General features: G+C 62.1%; 14 protein-coding genes. 8 read left to right on the top strand and 6 right to left on the bottom strand.

Going from position 1 to position 19,792, the window contains the following annotated elements; translation table 11 throughout:
* Window positions 1–27: 27 nt before the first annotated feature.
* The 4 genes from JJN09_RS24745 to JJN09_RS24730 are packed head-to-tail and all read right to left on the bottom strand — an operon-like array spanning window position 28 to window position 8,904.
* Window positions 28–1,572, bottom strand: a complete 1,545-nt coding sequence (locus tag JJN09_RS24745) for an efflux transporter outer membrane subunit (RefSeq protein ID WP_302851919.1) — start codon at window positions 1,570–1,572, stop codon at window positions 28–30.
* Window positions 1,569–4,691, bottom strand: coding sequence for an efflux RND transporter permease subunit (locus JJN09_RS24740; RefSeq protein WP_249484169.1), 3,123 nt, complete (start codon window positions 4,689–4,691; stop codon window positions 1,569–1,571). Before JJN09_RS24740 ends, JJN09_RS24745 begins: the two co-directional genes overlap by 4 nt.
* On the bottom strand, window positions 4,681–7,764 hold the full coding sequence (locus tag JJN09_RS24735; protein WP_249484168.1) for an efflux RND transporter permease subunit: 3,084 nt from the start codon (window positions 7,762–7,764) through the stop codon (window positions 4,681–4,683). The genes JJN09_RS24740 and JJN09_RS24735 overlap by 11 nt, the downstream gene beginning before the upstream one ends.
* A gap of 12 nt (window positions 7,765–7,776) precedes the next feature.
* Complete coding sequence (locus tag JJN09_RS24730) at window positions 7,777–8,904, bottom strand: efflux RND transporter periplasmic adaptor subunit (protein ID WP_249484167.1); 1,128 nt, start codon at window positions 8,902–8,904, stop codon at window positions 7,777–7,779.
* 193 nt (window positions 8,905–9,097) lie between these two features.
* Here JJN09_RS24730 and JJN09_RS24725 point away from each other — a divergent pair, with 193 nt between their 5' ends.
* Entirely contained in the window at window positions 9,098–9,703 is a 606-nt protein-coding gene (locus JJN09_RS24725; RefSeq protein ID WP_096822132.1) for a TetR/AcrR family transcriptional regulator, read from the top strand.
* A gap of 131 nt (window positions 9,704–9,834) precedes the next feature.
* On the opposite strand, the gene JJN09_RS24720 is transcribed toward JJN09_RS24725, so the two are convergent.
* Window positions 9,835–10,293 carry a transposase gene (locus tag JJN09_RS24720; protein ID WP_249484166.1) on the bottom strand — a complete coding sequence of 153 codons (459 nt, stop codon included), beginning with the start codon at window positions 10,291–10,293 and terminating at the stop codon, window positions 9,835–9,837.
* A 210-nt stretch (window positions 10,294–10,503) separates the two neighbouring features.
* Complete coding sequence (locus JJN09_RS24715) at window positions 10,504–10,944, bottom strand: heme-binding protein (RefSeq protein WP_085710524.1); 441 nt, start codon at window positions 10,942–10,944, stop codon at window positions 10,504–10,506.
* A gap of 268 nt (window positions 10,945–11,212) precedes the next feature.
* Here JJN09_RS24715 and gcl point away from each other — a divergent pair, with 268 nt between their 5' ends.
* The 7 genes from gcl to JJN09_RS24680 all read left to right on the top strand — a co-directional run bounded on the left by gcl (window position 11,213) and on the right by JJN09_RS24680 (window position 19,778).
* Window positions 11,213–12,988: a glyoxylate carboligase gene (gcl, locus tag JJN09_RS24710; RefSeq protein WP_249484165.1), complete on the top strand. Its 1,776-nt coding sequence runs from the start codon at window positions 11,213–11,215 to the stop codon at window positions 12,986–12,988.
* A 193-nt stretch (window positions 12,989–13,181) separates the two neighbouring features.
* Window positions 13,182–13,964 (top strand): hydroxypyruvate isomerase, encoded by a 783-nt coding sequence (gene hyi, locus JJN09_RS24705; protein ID WP_249484164.1) that lies wholly within the window; start codon window positions 13,182–13,184, stop codon window positions 13,962–13,964.
* Between the two features lie 157 nt (window positions 13,965–14,121).
* On the top strand, window positions 14,122–15,015 hold the full coding sequence (locus JJN09_RS24700; RefSeq protein WP_249484163.1) for a 2-hydroxy-3-oxopropionate reductase: 894 nt from the start codon (window positions 14,122–14,124) through the stop codon (window positions 15,013–15,015).
* A 170-nt stretch (window positions 15,016–15,185) separates the two neighbouring features.
* Window positions 15,186–16,460: a glycerate kinase gene (locus JJN09_RS24695; RefSeq protein WP_249484162.1), complete on the top strand. Its 1,275-nt coding sequence runs from the start codon at window positions 15,186–15,188 to the stop codon at window positions 16,458–16,460.
* A complete protein-coding gene (gene pyk, locus JJN09_RS24690) occupies window positions 16,457–17,872 on the top strand; it encodes a pyruvate kinase (RefSeq protein ID WP_249484161.1) in 1,416 nt (471 codons plus the stop codon). Before JJN09_RS24695 ends, pyk begins: the two co-directional genes overlap by 4 nt.
* A gap of 145 nt (window positions 17,873–18,017) precedes the next feature.
* Window positions 18,018–18,932 (top strand): urea transporter, encoded by a 915-nt coding sequence (locus tag JJN09_RS24685; RefSeq protein ID WP_249484160.1) that lies wholly within the window; start codon window positions 18,018–18,020, stop codon window positions 18,930–18,932.
* A gap of 21 nt (window positions 18,933–18,953) precedes the next feature.
* Window positions 18,954–19,778 (top strand): ion transporter, encoded by an 825-nt coding sequence (locus JJN09_RS24680; protein ID WP_249484159.1) that lies wholly within the window; start codon window positions 18,954–18,956, stop codon window positions 19,776–19,778.
* Window positions 19,779–19,792 lie beyond the last annotated feature (14 nt).

The following is a 19,792-nucleotide window of genomic DNA, read 5'->3' as shown; positions in this document are numbered from 1 at the left end:
CCGTGCGCCACTCAAGGGAGCGAGATGCTACGGCACCTGCCAGCCACCGCCCAGGCTCTGGAACAGCGCGACGCTGCCCTGACTGAGCAACCCCTGGGTATCACGCAAGTTTTGCTCGGCCTGCAACAGCACCAATTGCTGGGTCAGCACCGCTTGCTGGCTGACCGTGCCCGCCCGCTGCTGCGCCTGCTGACTGCCGAACAATTGCTGATTGCGCTGGAACATCTGATCAAAGGCTTGCGCCTGAGTATGCAAATGATTGATTGCCGACAGGTTGTCCTCGACGTTCTGCAGCGCGCCGAGCACCGTGCCGCGATACGTCGCCACGTCCTGATCGTAAGAGGCCTCGGCTTCCTGTTTGGCTGCCTCGCGGGCGCCGCCGTCGAAAAGGGTTTCGGCCAGCGCCGGCCCAAGGGTCCAGATACGGTTGGGCACAGAGAACAGACCACCCAGCGCCGAACCCCGAAAACCACCTTCGGCAGTCAGACTTAGGGTCGGAAAAAACGCCGCTTCGGCAACGCCGATCCGTGCGTTGGCCGCCGCCGCGAGTCGTTCGGCCGACACCACATCCGGTCGGCGCAGCAGCAGATTCGACGGCAGTACCGACGGCGGCATTGGTGTCGTGAAGCGATAGTCGGCGGCCTTGGGCAAATCGAACTGCGCCGGCGCCATTCCCACCAGCACCGCCAGCGCATGCTCGGCCTGCTCCCGCGAACGCTGCGCCGTTTGCAGCGCCGTGATCACCGTGCTGAGCTGATCCTGCGCCACCAGCAATTGATCATTGGTCGCCGTGCCCTGAACGGTTTGCGCCTGAATCATCGTCAGCAGTTGCTGATTGATGGCCTGCTGTTGCTGCAACAGATCGATGTCGATATCCAGTTGCCGCAACCCCAGATAATTGGTCGCCACGCTGGCGCCGATGGACAGCCGCACGCCGGCCAGCAACGCGTCGGAGGATTGCAGCGACGCCTGGCTCGACTCGATACCGCGCCGCACCTGTCCCCAAAGATCCGGTTCCCAACTGGCCGTCAGGGTGGCACTGACCGTTTGCTCGACGGTGCCGCCGCTGCTGCCGGTCAAGCCGCTGGTGGTGCTGCCGCTGGCACCGCCGCCGACACCGCGAGCGCCGGACAACCCCACGCCCACCGTCGGCCATAACCCGGCACGGCTCGACGCCACTTGCGCCTGCGCCAGCCGATACGCCGCTTCGGCGCCGATGATCGATTGATTGGCTTTGGCCGAGCGCTCGATCAGATCGTTGAGTATCGGATCCTGATAGGCCTGCCACCATTGACTGTCCAACGCGCCTTGCGGATTGGCCTGGGCGCGCTGCCACTGCGTACCTTCCTTGAACGAAGTCGGCAGCTCAATGGCAGGCTTGTGGTAGTCCGGGCCGACCATGCAACCGCTCAACAAGAAACTCAGCACAAAAGCCAACACTATCCAGTGTGGGAGCGACGGTGCGACGACTCGACTTGATCGCGAATGCGATTTCACATTCAACATCAATGCTGACTGACTCGACGCATTCGCGGGCAAGCCCGCTCCCACAGGGAATCTACGGCGTTTCATGGAGTTCTCCTGCGGAGGCGCTGCGACGCGCGGTCCAGCCAAAGGTAGATCACCGGCGTGGTGTACAGCGTCAGCAACTGGCTGAACAGCAAGCCGCCAATGATCGAGATCCCCAACGGCCGGCGCAGCTCCGAACCATAACCGCTGCCCAGCACCAGCGGCAGCGCACCGAGAATCGCCGCCAGTGTAGTCATCATGATCGGACGGAAGCGGATCAGGCAGGCGCGACGGATCGCGTCCTTGGCGCTCAAACCGAATTCGCGGCGCTCGGTGATGGCGAAGTCGATCATCATGATCGCGTTCTTCTTCACGATCCCGATCAGCAAAATCACCCCCACCAGCGCGATGATCGACAGCTCGGTGCCGGTCAGCAGCAAGGCGATCAGCGCGCCGACGCCGGCCGACGGCAAGGTCGAAAGGATCGTCAGCGGATGCACCAGGCTCTCGTAGAGCATGCCCAGCACCACGTACACCGACAGCAGCGCCGCGACGATCAACAGCGGCTCGCTGGCCACCGATGACTGGAACACCTGCGCCGTCCCGGCAAACTGACCGACCACACTGGCCGGCATGCGCAATTGTTTGACGGCGTTGTCCACCAGCGTCGTCGCCTGGCCGATGGAGACGCCCGGCGCCAGATTGAACGAGGCCGTCACCGCCGGAAAAGTCCCCTGATGACTGATCGAAATCGCCGTGCGCCCCACGGAATAATCGGCCAGCGCCGACAGCGGCACCAACGCCTGCGAGGCCGTGGCGCTGAGGTTCGGAGCCGCCGCAGCGCCACGGCCGGTGACAGCGGCGGTGCCCACCGGCACGTAGATGTTTTTCAGGGTCGCCGGGGAATCCCAGTACGGCGGCGCGACTTCCATCACCACGTGATACTGATTGGCGGAGCGGTAAATGGTGGAAACCTGGCGCTGACCGAAGGCGTCGTACAGCGTCTGGTCGATGGCCGACATGCTGACCCCGAGCCGGGCGGCGGCATCGCGATTGACCGTCACGCTGGCCATCAGGCTGTTGTCCTGCTGGTCGGTGTTCACATCGGTCAGTTGCGGCAAGCCGTGCAGCACCGCGACGACTTTTGGCACCCATTCGTCGAGGGTGCTCTGGTCGTCGGCGGTCATCGTGTATTGGTACTGCGCCCCGCTCTGCCGGCCGCCGACCGTGATGTCTTGGGCCGACTGCAGATACAGGCGCGTGCCGGGCATGTCACCAAGGGTGTGGCGAACCTGCGCGATGACCTGATCGGCGCTGTCCTTGCGATCTGCCAGCGGCTTGAGGGTGATGAACAGTTGCGCACTGTTGACCGCCCCGCCGATCCCGCCACCGCCGCCGACAAACCCACCGACAGTCGCCACATTCGGATTGCTCAGGACCTTTTTATTGATCTCGCTGAAGTTCGATTGGATCGCCCCGAAGGAAATGCTCTGCGCCGCGATGATGCTGCCGGACATGCGCCCGGTGTCCTCCTGCGGGAAGAAGCCCTTGGGCACCAGCACGTACAGCACGCACGCCAGCACAATCACCAGCAATGTCAGCAGGCCCATCAGGAACGAATGCTCGACGACCCAGCCGAGAGTGCGGTCGTAAAAGCGATGAAAATACGAGTCCGGGTGATCGTCACCGTTGCCGCTCTGCTGCTGAGTGCGCAGCAGCACACTGGCCAGCATCGGCGTCACCGTCAGCGACACCAGCATCGAAATCACGATGGCCACCGACAGCGAAATCGAAAACTCGCGAAACAGCCGCCCGACCACTCCGCCCATCAGCAGTAACGGAATGAACACCGCCACCAGTGACACGCTGATCGTCATCACCGTGAAGCCCACCTCCCGCGCTCCGGCCAGTGCCGCTTGCACGCGGCTCTCGCCTTTCTCCAGGTGACGCATGATGTTCTCGACCACCACGATCGCATCGTCCACCACAAACCCGGTGGAAATGGTCAGCGCCATCAGCGACAGGTTGTTGAGGCTGTAGCCGAGAAAATACATCGCCCCGAAAGTGCCCAGCAGCGACAGCGGCACAACGATGGCCGGGATCAACGTGCTGCGCCAGTCGCGGAAGAAGCCGAAGGTCACCAGCGTCACCAGTGCAATCGAAATCAGCAGGGTCACTTCCACGTCGTGCAGCGACGCACGAATGGTGGTGGTGCGGTCCATCAGGATGTTGATCTTGATCGCCGAAGGAATCGAACTCTGCAGAAACGGCAGGTCGGCCTTCACTGCGTCCACGGTATCGATGACGTTGGCCCCGGGCTGCTTGAACACCACCAGCAACACCGCCGGTTTGCCGTTGGACAGACCAAAGTTGCGCAGGTCTTCTACGTCTTCGCTGACGTCGCCCAGGTCCGAGATGCGCACCACATCGCCGTTGCGTTGCTTGACCACCAACGGGCCGTAATCGCTGCCCTGATACAGCATATCGTTGGCCTTCAGGCCATAGGACTGATCGCCGACCGACACCGTGCCTTTGGGCAGGTTGACGTTGGACGCCTGAATCACTTGCCGCACCTGTTCCAGGCTGACGCCGTAGCGGTTGAGCCGATCCGGATTGAGCTCGATGCGCACTGCCGGCAACGCCGCGCCACCCACCGTCACGTCGCCCACCCCCGTGGTCTGCAACAGGCGCTGCTCGAGCAGGGTCGAGGCCACGTCGTACATCTGGCCGCGCGTCGCGGTGTCTGAAGTCAGGCTGAGGATCAGGATCGGCGAGTCGGCCGGGTTGACCTTGCGATAGGTCGGGTTGCCGGACAGGTCGCTCGGCAGATTGCTGCGGGCGGCGTTGATCGCTGCTTGTACGTCCCGCGCCGCGCCGTCGATGTCGCGGTTGAGGTCGAACTGCAAGGTGATGCGGGTCGCCCCCAGCGAACTGGACGAGGTCATTTCAGTGACCCCGGCGATCTGCCCGAACTGACGTTCCAGCGGTGTCGCCACCGATGACGCCACGGTGCTCGGGTCAGCACCGGGCAACGACGCACGAACGCTGATGGTCGGGAAATCAACCTCCGGCAGCGGCGCCACCGGCAGCAGGTTGAACGCCAGCACGCCGAACAGCGCCAGCCCGACCGCCAGCAACGTGGTGGCGATAGGGCGCTGGATGAACGGCGCGCTAAGGTTCATCGCGCAAGGCCTCGGCCGCTGCTGGCCGGCGCCGGGTGAAGCGCTGCTCCAGGCCATGCATGGCGAGGAAAATCACCGGGGTCGAGAACAGCGTCAGCAACTGGCTCAGCAACAGCCCGCCGATGATCGCGATCCCCAGCGGATGGCGCAGCTCCGAGCCGATCCCGGTGCCCAGCGCCAGCGGCACCGCACCGAACAGCGAAGCCATGCTGGTCATCAGGATCGGCCGGAAACGCAGCTCGGCAGCCTGACGGATCGCCGCTACCGGATCGAGACCGCCCTTGCGCTCCAGCTCCAGGGCGAAGTCGACCATCATGATGCCGTTCTTCATCACGATACCGATCAGCAGCACAATGCCGATCAAACCGATGATGTCGAACTGCGTACCGGTGATCAGCAACGCCAGCAAGGCGCCGAGCGCGGCGGACAGCAGCGTCGAGAGAATCGTCACCGGGTGCACGAAGCTCTCGTAGAGAACCCCCAGCATCAGGTACACCACGATGATCGCCGCCAGCACCAGAAACACCTGATTGGACAGCGATGCCTCGAACGTCGCCGCCGCCCCTTCCAGATTGGCTTGCACCGACAACGGCAGGCCGGCCTTGGCCTCGATGTCCTTGAGCCGCGTCACCGCCGCGCCAAGGGTCTGGCCGGGGGCGAGGTTGAACGAGACATCGGCGTAAGGAAATTGCCCCAGTCGGTTGATGGTCACCGGCGAGCGAATCACCTGCATCGTCGCCATGCTCGACAACGGCGCCACGCCACCGCCGGGAATGTCGACGTAGAGCCCGGTCAACAGATCCGCCAGATTGTGTGGCGGATGGTCGGTGGCGATCACCACGTGATACTGGTTGAGCTGGGTGTAGATGGTCGACACCTGACGCTGACCAAAGGCGTCATACAGCACATCGTCGATGGCTTGCGGCGTGATGCCCAGACGCGACGCCGTGGCGCGGTCGAAGTTGAGTTGAATCTGATTGCCGAACTGCATCGCCTGACTTTGTACGTCGGTGAACATCGGGTCCTGTTTGATCGCCGCCAGCAGTTTGTTGGTCCACAGCTCCAGCTCATCCGGGTCGGTGGCTTGCAGGCCGAGGCGGTAACTGGTGGTCGACACCGTGGCATCCAGCGTCAGGTCCTGCACGCTGTGCAAGTACAGACGAATCCCCGCGTCGTCGGCATTGGCGTCGGAGAGCCGACGTATCACCGCCGCGCTGCTGTCCCGGTCGCCGTGGGGCTTGAGGTTGATCAGCAGGTTGCCCTGATTGATCGTCGGGTTGGTCTGGTCGATGCCGACGAACGAAGACAGGCTCGCCACTGCCGGGTCCTTCAGAATCCGTGCGGCCAGCCGCTGCTGTTCGATCTGCATCTGCTGGAAGGAAATGCCCGGCGAGGCCTGGGAAATGCCCTGGATCAGCCCGGTGTCCTGCTCGGGGAAAAAGCCCTTGGGCATCACCACGATGATCAGCAGCGTCAACAGCCCGGTGAGCACCACCGAGATCAGCGTCAGCCCGCGATGCAGCAAAACCCAGTCCAGTCCTTTGACGTAGTACCCGTTGACCCGGTCGAAGAAATCGACGCGGCGTTCTTTGTGTTTATCCTTGAGCATGCGCGAACACATCATCGGCGTCAGGGTCAGGGTGATCAGCGCCGAGATGACGATGGTCACCGCCACGGTCATGGCGAATTCGCGAAACAGCCGGCCGACCACATCGCCCATGAACAGCAGCGGAATCATCACCGCGATCAGCGCCACCGAGAGCGAAATGATGGTGAAACCAATCTGCTCCGCGCCCTTGAGCGCGGCCTCCATCGGCGAGTCGCCGGCCTCGATGTAGCGGGTGATGTTTTCGATCATGACGATGGCGTCATCGACCACAAAACCGATGGCGATGGTCAGCGCCATCAGCGTCAGGTTGTTCAGCGAAAACCCCACCGCGTAGGCCACCGCCAGGGTGCCGACCAGCGTCAGCGGCACGGTCACCGCCGGGATGATCGTCGCCGCCACGTTGCGCAGGAACAGGAAAATCACGATCACCACCAGCAACACCGCCACCGCCAGTTCGTACTGCACGTCGGTGACAGAGGCGCGGATGGTTTGCGTGCGGTCGGTGAGCACGTTGACCTTCAGCGTCGCCGGCAGGCTGGCGCGCAGCTTGGGCAGCAGCTGTTGCACGCGGTCGACCACATCAATGACGTTGGCGCCGGGCTGGCGCTGGATATTCAGGACAATCGACGGCGTGCTGTCGGTCCATGCCGCTTGCCGTGGATTTTCCGGGCCCTGGGTCGACGAGGCGATCTGCGACAGGCGAATCGGCGCGCCGTTCTTGTAGGCGATCACCAGATCGCGGTACTCCTCGGCGGACTGCAACTGGTCGTTGGTGCCGATGGAATACGCCTGATATTTGCCGTCGATATTGCCCTTGGCCTGATTGACGTTGGCCGTGCCCAGCGAGGTGCGCAGGTCATCGAGGGACAGCCCCAGACTGTTCAGCGCCGAGGTGTTGGCCTCGACCCGTACCGTCGGGCGCTGACCACCGCTGAGGGTGACCAGGCCGACGCCAGTGATCTGTGAAATCTTTTGCGCCAGCCGCGTATCGGCCAGATCTTCGACTTTGGTCAGCGGCAGCACGTCGGAGGTCAGCGACAGCGTCAGCACCGGCGCATCGGCCGGGTTGACCTTGCTGTACACCGGCGGGTACGGCAGGTTCGCCGGCAGGAAGGTGCCGGCGGCGTTAATGGCGGCCTGCACTTCCTGTTCGGCGACATCCAGCGACAGCGACAGATCGAATTGCAGGGTCACCACCGAAGCGCCGTCGGAGCTGGTGGAGTTCATCGACTTGAGCCCCGGCATCTCGCCGAGCTGACGCTCCAGCGGCGCGGTGATCGACGAGCTGATGACCTCGGGGCTCGCGCCGGGGTATTGGGTGAACACCTGAATGGTCGGGTAATCCACCTCCGGCAACGCCGACACCGACAGCAAGTGATAACCGAGCAGACCGAGCAATAGCACCGCCACCATCAACAGCGTGGTGGCCACCGGACGTTCGATGAAAGGGCGCGAGACGTTCATGGGTTACGCCTCCTACGGCGCGACGACTTTCACCGCAGCGCCATCGTCGAGTTTGTCGGCGCCCTCGGTGACAACCTGCTCGCCCGCCTTCACCCCGTTGTCGAGCACCGCCGAGACATCACCGGTGGCCGGCCCGGTCTTGATGTTGCGCAGGCTGACCTTGTTGCCGGGGTCGACCACCACAAACACGAAATCACCCTTGCTGCCGTGCTGGATCGCCCGGGTCGGCACCACAGGGTTCTGGCTCAGGGTGTCGGCCTTGAGCCGGGCGTTGACGAACTGATTGGGAAACAGCGCCTTGTCCGAATCGTCGAACTGCGCCTTGACCTTGATCGTGCCGGTGCTGGTATCGACCTGGTTATCCAGCGCCAGCAGATTGCCGGTGGCCAGCAGGTTGTGTTTGTTGCGGTCGTACGCCAACACCGTCACCGCGCCTTTGGCCATCGCCTGATTGATCGCCCCCAGATCATCCTCGGGCACGGCGAACACCACGGTGGCCGGAGTCATCTGGGTGATCACGGCAATCCCGGTGGTGCTGGTGGTGGTCACGTAGTTGCCGGGGTCGACCTGACGCAAACCGACCACGCCATCCACCGGCGAGGTGATGGTGCAGTAGCTCAACTGGACGTCGAGGTTCTGCACGCTGCCCTGATCCGAAGCGACTGTGCCTTGCAGTTGTTGCACCAGCGAGGCCTGGGTATCGAGGGTTTGCTGGGTGGTAGAGCCGACCTTGATCAGTTCGCGATAACGCGCCAGATCCCGCACGGCGTTGGCGAGCAGTGCCTGATCGTGCATCAGCGTGCCTTTGGCCACCGCCAGTTGCGCCTTCAGCGCACGGTCGTCGATGCGGGCGATGACCTGGCCCTTGGCGACGTGCTGGCCTTCCTTGAACTCGACCGAGCTGAGTATGCCGTTGACCTGCGTTACCACCGTCACGCTGCGGGTCGGGGTCACCGTACCCAAGGCGTCGATGTAGACCGGCACGTCTTGCAGCTTGACCGCGACCGTTGCGACCGGCTCGGCGGCAGGCGCAGGTTTGACCCGATGCTGACCGGCGCTCAGGTAGAGCCACAGGCCAAGCCCCAGCAACAGCACAATGCCGATGATCAACAGGACTTTGCCGCGCCTGCGTTTCGCCATAACCGCCTGCCTCTTGCCCCCGAGTCTGCCTTGACTCTAGCAGCGTCGCGAAAGCCGTCGCGGGGGAAGCCGAAGTTGTTCAGGCTGGCGACAGACTGACGCGACGAGCGCCACCAACCGGCATTGTTGAGCGCCGCGCGAGGCCGGTGCTACCATGCGCAACCGCCAGTACAGGCAAGGAACCACCGGGTTTATGAGCACAATCCGCGAGCGCAACAAAGAACTGATCCTGCGTGCCGCCAGTGAGGAGTTCGCCGACAAGGGCTTCGCTGCGACCAAAACCAGCGACATCGCCGCCAAGGCGGGATTGCCCAAGCCCAACGTCTACTACTACTTCAAGTCCAAGGAAAACCTCTACCGCGAGGTTCTGGAAAGCATCATCGTGCCGATCCTGCAGGCCTCGACCCCGTTCAATCCGGACGGCGTGCCGAGCGAAGTGCTGAGCGGCTACATCCGCTCGAAGATCCGCATCTCCCGCGACCTGCCGTTTGCCTCGAAGGTGTTTGCCAGCGAAATCATGCACGGCGCCCCGCACCTGAGCGCCGACCTGGTCGAGCAGCTCAACAGCCAGGCCAAGCACAACATCGACTGCATCCAGAGCTGGATCGACCGCGGCCAGATCGCCCCGATCGACCCCAACCACCTGATGTTCAGCATCTGGGCCGCGACCCAGACCTACGCCGACTTCGACTGGCAGATCTCCGCCGTGACCGGCAAGGAAAAGCTCGACGAAGCGGATTACGAGGCGGCAGCGCAGACGATTATCCGGTTGGTGCTCAAGGGCTGTGAGCCGGACTGAAAGACCACGTTGACTGCGTCGCGAGCAAGCCCGCTCCCACAGGGAGCCGTGTCGATCAATAATCTTGTATTCAACACGAAAACCTGTGGGAGCTGGCTTGCCAGCGATGAAGGCAACTCGGTGCAAAATTGTTAAAGCCAAACGGCATCCCACAGTGGGTATTCGCCGATCTTGCCCACAAGTCCAGCCCGCAAGGGGTTGGCCACGACATACCGCGCCATTTTCACCAAGTCATCTTCCCGCCTCAACGCCCGGTCATGGTAACCCCGCTGCCATAGAGGCCCCTTTCTGCCACTGCGCAGATTTACCTCTCGCGTAATCAGGGATTTGGTCTCGCGCATCAGTTTGCGGAGAGAGCAATTTTCCAGCTCGACGAGCCAGTGAAAATGATCGGGCATGACAACCCACGCCAACGATTTAGCCATTCCGCGGTCCTGTGCGCGACGAAGTTGATGAACAACCAGTCTGCCCAACGCGAAATCAGCAAAAATCGGTTCTCGATCAAGAGTGTTTGAAGTCAGTAAATAGATTTGATTCGGCTCGGCATAGCGGCCGGTTCGCAGACGATGTGACGCAGGAAGATCAGGCAATCCATTGCCCCTTGTTGATGAGTTCATCAGAAGGCTAGACCTCCATTACCCATTTGGCCGGGCCAGTCTTTTATCTTGATGTGTCAGTAAGACCGCCATCGCTGGCAAGCCAGCTCCCACAGGGTTTTGTGCCGTTCGCAGAATTTGAATTCAACGCACAAGGTGTGGGAGCTGGCTTGCCAGCGATAACTTTCGATCAAACGCCGAATATCAGGCCGCCACCCCCGCATCCGCCCGCAGATCCAGGGCCTCCACAGCCTTGATCGCCACTTGCTCATCGACATCCGACAGATCGCCGCTGATGCCGATCGCTCCCAGCACGTTGCCCGCCTGATCACGAATCAACACACCACCCGGTGCCGGCACGACGCTGCCCTGTCCCATGCTGTTGAGTGCGGCGATGAACGCCGGACGTTGTTGCGCGTCCAGCGCCAGCAGGCGTGAGCCCTTGCCCAGGGCGATGGCGCCCCAGGCTTTGCCGATGGCGATGTTCGGGCGCAGCAGGCTGGCGCCGTCTTCGCGTTGCAAGGTGACCAGGTGGCCGCCGGTATCCAGTACTGCAATGGTCAGCGGCGCAGCGGAGATCGCCCGCCCTGCGCTGATGGCTTCGTTGACCAGGTTGACTGCGACTTTCAAGGTTAAAGCGCTCATGGTGCCGTCCTCATTTTGTTATTGGGAAAGCCGTTGGGCTGCGCGTTTGTGCCGCAGCCCGATGCAACAAATAGAACACAATAAATTATTTTTTTGTATACAATAGCTCTCGAAAAGCGCTCCATGCGACGAAAAGCCACAGCAGAACAGGCTTCCGACGAATGAAACAGACGCTTGAGAAAATGGATTGACCTGCGCCGTCCGCCGTGAATACACTCTGCGCAAAGCCACTTGTATACAATTACAAAACGTAAAGAGGCACAAAACCATGAGCAAAATGAGAGCAATCGAAGCCGCCGTTCTGGTGATGCGCCGTGAAGGGGTTGATACCGCTTTTGGCATTCCGGGCGCTGCAATCAACCCGCTGTATTCCGCCCTGCAGAAAGTCGGTGGCATCGATCACGTCCTTGCTCGCCACGTTGAAGGCGCCTCGCACATGGCCGAGGGCTACACCCGTACCAAGGCCGGCAACATCGGCGTGTGCATCGGTACTTCCGGCCCTGCCGGCACCGACATGGTCACCGGCCTGTACAGCGCCTCCGCGGACTCGATCCCGATCCTCTGCATCACCGGCCAAGCGCCGCGTGCCCGTATGCACAAGGAAGACTTCCAGGCGGTCGACATCACCAGCATCGTCAAGCCAGTCACCAAGTGGGCGACCACCGTTCTGGAGCCGGGCCAGGTGCCTTACGCGTTCCAGAAAGCCTTCTTTGAAATGCGCTCCGGCCGTCCAGGCCCAGTGCTGATCGACCTGCCGTTCGACGTGCAGATGGCTGAAATCGAATTCGACATCGACGCCTACCAGCCGCTGCCATTGGCCAAACCGACCGCTACCCGCGTACAGGTTGAAAAAGCCCTGGCGCTGCTCGATCAAGCTGAGCGTCCACTGTTGGTTGCCGGCGGCGGCATCATCAATGCCGACGCCAGCGACCTGCTGGTGGAATTCGCCGAGCTGACCGGCATCCCGGTCATCCCGACCCTGATGGGCTGGGGCACCATTCCGGACGATCACCCGCTGATGGTCGGCATGGTCGGCCTGCAGACTTCGCACCGCTACGGCAACGCCACGATGCTGAAATCCGACGTGGTGCTGGGCATCGGTAACCGTTGGGCCAACCGTCACACCGGTTCGGTCGACGTGTACACCGAAGGTCGCAAGTTCATTCACGTCGACATCGAAGGCACCCAGATCGGCCGCGTGTTTACACCGGACCTGGGCATCGTTTCCGACGCTGCCGCCGCGCTGACCGTGTTCATCGAAGTCGCTCGTGAATGGCAAGCCGCCGGCAAACTGAAAAACCGCAGTGCATGGCTGCAGGACTGCCAGCAGCGCAAGTCCAGCCTGCAACGCAAGACCCACTTCGACAACGTGCCGGTCAAGCCGCAGCGTGTGTATGAAGAAATGAACCAGGTGTTCGGCAAGGATACCTGCTACGTCAGCACCATCGGTCTGTCGCAGATTGCCGGCGCGCAGTTCCTGCACGTCTACAAGCCGCGTCACTGGATCAACTGCGGCCAGGCCGGCCCGTTGGGCTGGACCATTCCGGCAGCGCTGGGCGTGGTGAAGGCCGATCCGAACCGTAAAGTCGTGGCCCTGTCGGGGGACTATGACTTCCAGTTCATGATCGAAGAACTGGCGGTCGGCGCTCAGTTCAATCTGCCGTACATCCACGTCGTGGTGAACAACTCGTACCTGGGGCTGATCCGTCAGGCCCAGCGCGGGTTCGAAATGGACTACTGCGTGCAGCTGTCCTTCGATAACCTGAACGCGCCGGAACTCAACGGTTACGGTGTCGACCACGTCGCAGTCGCCGAAGGCCTGGGCTGTAAGGCGCTGCGTGTGTTCGAACCGTCTGAAATCGCCCCTGCCCTGCGCAAGGCCGAACAGATGATCGAAGAGTTCAAAGTGCCGGTGATCGTCGAAATCATCCTGGAGCGTGTGACCAACATCTCCATGGGGACCGAGATCAACGCCGTCAACGAATTCGAAGACCTGGCGCTGGTCGGCAACGATGCGCCTACCGCGATTTCGTTGCTCGACTGATTGCTTTTAGCTCCCTCTCCCTCTGGGCGGTACGACGTTTCGGGAGGGCTGGGGTGAGGGAAAGGTTTTGCAGTGCTCGCAAAATCGGGATCAGACTCAAGATTCCCCCTCACCCTAACCCTCTCCCCCAGGAGAGAGGACTGATCGAGTTCAGTCTGACCAACCGTGTCAAATCCGCTTTTAGGAGACCACCATGCCGCGTTTCGCAGCCAACCTGTCCATGCTGTTCACCGAACAGGATTTCCTTGCCCGTTTCGACGCCGCCGCCAAGGCTGGCTTCAGCGGTGTCGAGTACCTGTTCCCGTACGATTTCAGCTCCGCCGAAATCAAGGCCAAACTCGATGCCAACGGTCTGACCCAAGTGCTGTTCAACCTGCCGGCCGGCGACTGGGCCAAGGGCGAGCGCGGTATCGCGTGCCTGCCGGACCGGGTCGAAGAGTTCCGCGCCGGGGTCGATCTGGCCATCGCTTACGCACAGGTTCTGGGCAACACCCAGGTCAACTGCCTGGCCGGTATCCGTCCGCAAGGCGTGGACGATGCCACCGTTGAAAAGACCTTCGTCGCCAACCTCAAGTACGCCGCCGAGAAGCTGCAAGCCGTCGGCATCAAACTGGTGATGGAAGCGATCAACACCCGCGACATCCCGGGTTTCTACCTGAACAACACGGCGCAGGCCCTGTCGATTCGCGAGCAGGTCGGCAGCGCCAACCTGTTCCTGCAATACGACATCTATCACATGCAAATCATGGAAGGCGATCTGGCCCGCACCCTGCAATCGCACCTGGGCGAGATCAACCATGTGCAGCTCGCCGACAACCCGGGCCGCAACGAGCCGGGCACTGGCGAGATCAACTACCGCTTCCTGTTCGAACACCTTGATCGCATCGGTTATCAGGGCTGGGTCGGCTGCGAGTACAAACCGCTGACCACCACTGAAGCCGGCCTCGGCTGGCTGAAGACCCACAACGCGATTTAAGAACAATGCAAAACCCTGTGGGAGCGAGCCTGCTCCCGAATGCGGTGGTTCAGTCAACACGGATATTGAGTGTTCCACCGCATTCGTGAGCAAGCCCACTCCCACAAAGAGCTGCCCCCTATTTGCTTGAGCAAGACAAAAACAAGAGGATTTTCTCATGGCTAAAATCGGATTTATCGGCACCGGCATCATGGGCCACCCAATGGCGGCGAACCTGCAGAAAGCCGGTCACAGCCTGTTCCTGTCGGCGCACCACGACGCCGCCCCTGCCGATCTGGTTGCCGCGGGCGCCGTCGCCCTGGCCAACCCGAAAGAAGTGGCCCAGGAAGCTGAATTCATCATCGTCATGGTGCCGGATACCCCGCAGGTCGATGACGTGCTGTTCCGCGCCGACGGCGTTGCTGCCGGCATCGGCAAAGGCAAAGTCGTGATCGACATGAGCTCGATCTCGCCAACCGCCACCAAGGCTTTCGCGGCGAAGATCAACGAGAAAGGCGCTCAATACCTCGACGCTCCGGTGTCCGGCGGTGAAGTCGGTGCCAAGGCTGCGACCCTCAGCATCATGGTCGGTGGCGATGCCGATGCCTTCGAACGTGCACTGCCGCTGTTCCAGGCCATGGGCAAAAACATCACCCTGGTCGGCGGCAATGGCGACGGTCAGACCGCCAAAGTCGCGAACCAGATCATCGTGGCCCTGAACATTCAGGCTGTCGCCGAAGCCCTGTTGTTCGCTTCGAAAAACGGTGCCGATCCAGCCAAGGTGCGTGAAGCGCTGATGGGTGGTTTCGCTTCCTCGAAGATCCTCGAAGTGCACGGCGACCGCATGATCAAAGGCACCTTCGATCCGGGCTTCCGCATCAGCCTGCACCAGAAGGACCTGAACCTGGCCCTGCAAGGCGCCAAGGAGCTGAACATCAACCTGCCGAACACCGCCAACGCCCAGCAAGTGTTCAGCACCTGCGCGGCCATCGGTGGCAGCAACTGGGACCACTCGGCGCTGATCAAGGGTCTGGAACACATGGCCAACTTCTCGATTCGCGACAAGAAGTAAGTTGCGCCTCTGACCCGCTCCCTGTGGGAGCGGGCTTGCCCGCGATGGCATTGACTCGCTCGGCCTGAAAGACCGCAGCGCCTGAATCGCTGGCAAGCCAGCTCCCACAAGGATCGCGTCGCTGCATCGCTGTCGCTCTATCCCAATAACAAGAATTCCGGGAGCCCGCCATGTCGGTCGATCCGCAACAACTGCTGCGCGAGCTGTTTGCCACAGCCATCGACGCGGCCCATCCGAACCAGGTCCTCGAAGCCCATTTGCCAACCGATCGCAGCGGTCGCGTGATCGTCATCGGCGCGGGCAAGGCTGCCGCCGCCATGGCGCAAGTGGTCGAACGCTGCTGGGAAGGTGAAGTATCGGGCCTTGTGGTGACCCGCTACGGTCACGGCGCCCCGTGCGAAAAAATCGAAGTGGTCGAAGCCGCGCACCCGGTGCCGGACGCTGCCGGTCTGGCCGTGGCCAAGCGCGTGCTGGATCTGGTCAGCAACCTGACCGAAGACGACCGCGTGATTTTCCTGCTGTCCGGCGGCGGCTCTGCCCTGCTGGCGCTGCCGGCCGAAGGCATCACCTTGGCCGACAAGCAGTCGATCAACAAAGCCCTGCTCAAATCCGGCGCGACCATCGGCGAGATGAACTGCGTGCGCAAGCACCTCTCGGCGATCAAGGGCGGACGCCTGGGCAAGGCCTGCTGGCCGGCGACTGTTTATACCTACGCGATTTCCGATGTGCCGGGCGACCTCGCCACGGTCATCGCCTCCGGCCCGACCGTGGCCGACCCAAGCACCAGTGCCGAAGCGCTGGCAATCATCAAGCGCTACGGCATCGAGATTCCAGCGTCGGTGCGCAGCTGGCTGCAAAGCCCGGAATCGGAAACCGTCAAACCCGGCGATCCGAGCCTGGCCCGCAGTCACTTCCAGCTGATCGCCCGCCCTCAGCAATCGCTGGATGCCGCAGCAGTGAAATGCCGTCAGGCCGGTTTCAGCACGCTGATCCTTGGCGACCTGGAAGGCGAATCCCGTGAGGTGGCGAAAGTCCACGCCGGCATCGCCCGCCAGATCATTCATCACGGTCAGCCGCTGGCGGCGCCGTGCGTGATCCTCTCCGGCGGCGAAACCACGGTGACCGTGCGCGGCAACGGCCGGGGCGGACGCAACGCCGAATTCCTCCTCAGCCTCACCGACAGCCTCAAGGGCCAGCCCGGCGTCTATGCGCTGGCCGGTGACACCGACGGCATCGACGGCTCGGAAGACAACGCCGGCGCGATCATGACCCCGGACAGCTACGCCCGCGCCGCCGCCCTCGGCCTAAGCGCCAGCGACGAGCTGGATAACAACAACGGTTACGGTTACTTCGCGGCGCTCGATGCGCTGATCGTCACCGAGCCGACCCGCACCAACGTCAACGACTTCCGCGCCATTCTGATCCTCGAGAGCTCTAAATCATGACGCCTGATAAAAAGGTCAAAATCCTCGCCACCCTCGGGCCTGCCGTCGATGGCATCGAAGACATCCGCGAGCTGGTCGAGGCCGGGGTCAATATCTTCCGCCTCAACTTCAGCCACGGCGATCACGCCGACCACGCCAAGCGCTATCAGTGGATCCGCGAAGTCGAGCGCCAGCTCAACTATCCGCTCGGGATCCTGATGGACCTGCAAGGGCCAAAACTGCGGGTCGGCAAGTTCGCTGACGGCAAGGTGCAACTGCATCGCGGTCAGGCGTTCCGCCTCGATCTGGACGCGACACCGGGCGACGAACGCCGGGTGAACCTGCCGCATCCGGAGATCATCGAGGCGCTGGAAGCCGGAATGGATCTGCTGCTCGATGACGGCAAGCTGCGTCTACGTGTCGTCACCAAATACAACGATGCCATCGACACCACCGTGCTCAATGGCGGCGAGTTGTCGGATCGCAAAGGCGTGAACGTGCCACAAGCCGTGCTGGACCTGAGCCCGCTGACGGCCAAGGATCGCCGTGACCTGAGCTTCGGCCTGGAGCTGGGTGTGGACTGGGTCGCGCTGTCGTTCGTGCAGCGTCCGCAAGACATTATCGAAGCCCGCGCTCTGATCGGCGACAAGGCGTTCCTGATGGCGAAAATCGAGAAGCCGTCGGCCGTCGAACAACTGCGCGAGATCGCCGAACTGAGCGATGCGATCATGGTGGCTCGCGGTGACCTCGGCGTGGAAGTGCCGGCCGAGAGCGTGCCGCAAATCCAGAAAAACATCATCACCACTTGCCGTCAGCTCGGCAAACCGGTGGTGGTGGCGACGCAGATGCTTGAGTCGATGCGCTTCTCCCCGGCACCGACCCGCGCCGAAGTCACCGACGTTGCCAACGCCGTGGCCGAAGGCGCCGATGCGGTGATGCTGTCGGCCGAAACCGCGTCCGGCGAGTACCCGCTGGAAGCCGTGCAGATGATGAGCAAGATCATCCGCCAGGTGGAGAACGGTCCGGATTACCAGACCCAACTCGACGTCAGCCGACCGAAAGCCGAAGCGACCGTGTCCGATGCGATCAGTTGCGCGATTCGCCGGATCAGCAACGTGCTGCCGGTGGCGGTGCTGGTCAACTACAGCGAGTCCGGCGCATCGAGCCTGCGTGCGGCGCGGGAGCGGCCGAAAGCACCGATTCTCAACCTGACGCCGAACCTGCAGACCGCCCGCCGCTTGAGCGTGGCGTGGGGCATTCACTCGGTGGTCAATGATCGCCTGCGTCAGGTCGACGAGGTGTGCTCGACGGCACTGGAAATCGCTCAGGCTCAAGGAATGGCCGAGCGTGGCGATACGTTGCTGATCACCGCGGGTGTGCCGTTCGGGCAGCCAGGGTCGACTAATTCGCTGCGGATCGAAACATTGATTTAAGCAACACCTGTGTGGCGAGGGAGCGTGCTCCCGTCGCTCGGCATGACGGTTTCCACAAGAGACACCGCATTCACCGAGCATGAGCTCCCTCGCCACAGCTTCAAGCAAGACCTTTTGATTTTCCCACTGCCCAGATTCTCCAGACATGCCTGCCAACCATTTCAACACCCACTGCCCAGACTGGGCCGAAGCGTTGCTCAACGGCTTCAGTCAAATCTTCCTCCAGCGCCATCCGCTGTGTGGACTCTTGTGCCTTCTGGCCATTTTATTCACCGCGCCGGTGCTGTTCGCCGGCGCGCTGCTCGGCGCGGTCGCCGGTTTGCTCACCGCGCAACGGCGCAACTATGCCAAGGCTGATCGCCAGGCCGGGCTGTTCAGCTACAACGGCGTGCTGGTCGGCCTGTTGCTGAGCCTGTATTTCCCCTGGTCGCCGATGCTGCCGCCGCTGATTCTGGCGGCCGGCGGTCTGAGCGCGATGATCACGCAGCAGTGGCTCAAACGCGCACGCCTCACCGAGTACCTGCCCGCCTACACCGCGCCGTTCGTGTTGCTGAGCTGGGTGTTCCTGTGTTTCGCCGAGCCTTCGACGCCGGCTCCGGCGCTTGAGCTGAACACCCTGAACCTGCTCGGTGCCGCCCTGAAGGGCTTCGGTCAGGTGATGTTCCTCGACCATCCGTTGGCCGGTGGATTGATCGCTGTTGGGTTGCTGATCGCTGATCGCCGGGCCTTCGCCTGGGCGCTGCTGGCTTCGGTCATTGGTCTGGGTTCCAGCCTGTTGCACCACGACAGCCAGGTCGCGCTGCTGGGTCTGGGTGGCTACAACGCCGTGCTCGCCGCCCTCGCCTTCAGCGCCCAACGCCAGCAACCGTGGTTACCATTGTTCGGCATCGGCCTGGCGCCGCTGCTGACGCCACTGTTCAGTGCCATCGGTCTTGCGACCCTCACGGCACCGTTCATTCTCGCCTGCTGGCTGCTGCGCACCGGCATTCGCCTGATGCACCAGCCGCAGATCAGCGCCGCGCCTTGCGCTAACGGGGAGAATCAACCTAGGCTGCGCTGATTGACGGCCAAGGCGATGTGCATGAACGGTAACAACACGTGGCGTGATCGCCTGTACGTGATCATTTTCCAGACCGATACGGTGGCCGGCCGCCGTTTCGACAAAACCCTGCTGCTGATCATCTTCGCCAGTCTGGTGACCGTGATCCTCGACAGCATCGACGACGTCCACCAGAACTACGCCGATGTGCTGGCGTATATCGAATGGGGCTTCACGGTCATCTTCCTCGGCGAGTACCTGCTGCGCCTGTACTGCTCGCCCAAGCCCCTGCGCTACGCCTTCAGTTTCTATGGGCTGGTGGACTTGCTGGCGATTGTGCCCGGCATCCTCGCGCTGTATTACAGCGATGCCCAGTACCTGCTGATCATCCGGGTGATCCGGATGCTGCGGATCTTCCGCGTACTCAAACTCGGCCCGTACCTGAAACAGGCGCACTACCTGCTCGATGCACTGCGCGGCAGCAAGCAGAAAATCCTCGTGTTCCTGCTCAGCGTATGCACCCTGGTCACGGTGTTCGGCACCTTGATGTACGTGGTCGAAGGGCCGGAGCACGGCTTCACCAGCATTCCCAAAGGCATCTATTGGGCGATCGTGACGCTGACCACCGTGGGTTACGGCGACATCGTGCCGAGGACCGTTCTGGGTCAGATGATTTCGTCGCTGGTGATGATCACCGGTTATTCGATCATCGCCGTGCCCACCGGGATTTTCACCGCTGAACTGGCCACGGCCATGCGCGGCGGTCAGCTGCAGCACGACTGCCCGGTGTGCACAAAAAGCAGCCATGAACAGGAAGCGTCGTTCTGCTCCCGTTGTGGCAATGCGTTGTTCAAGAAAATGGAATAAGCAAAGTCCTTTTT

Origin of the sequence: Pseudomonas sp. HS6 (assembly GCF_023375815.1) — a bacterium.
Taxonomy (GTDB): domain Bacteria; phylum Pseudomonadota; class Gammaproteobacteria; order Pseudomonadales; family Pseudomonadaceae; genus Aquipseudomonas.
The sequence above is the reverse complement of the archived record's forward strand: the minus strand, read 5'-3'. Positions and strand labels throughout refer to the sequence as shown.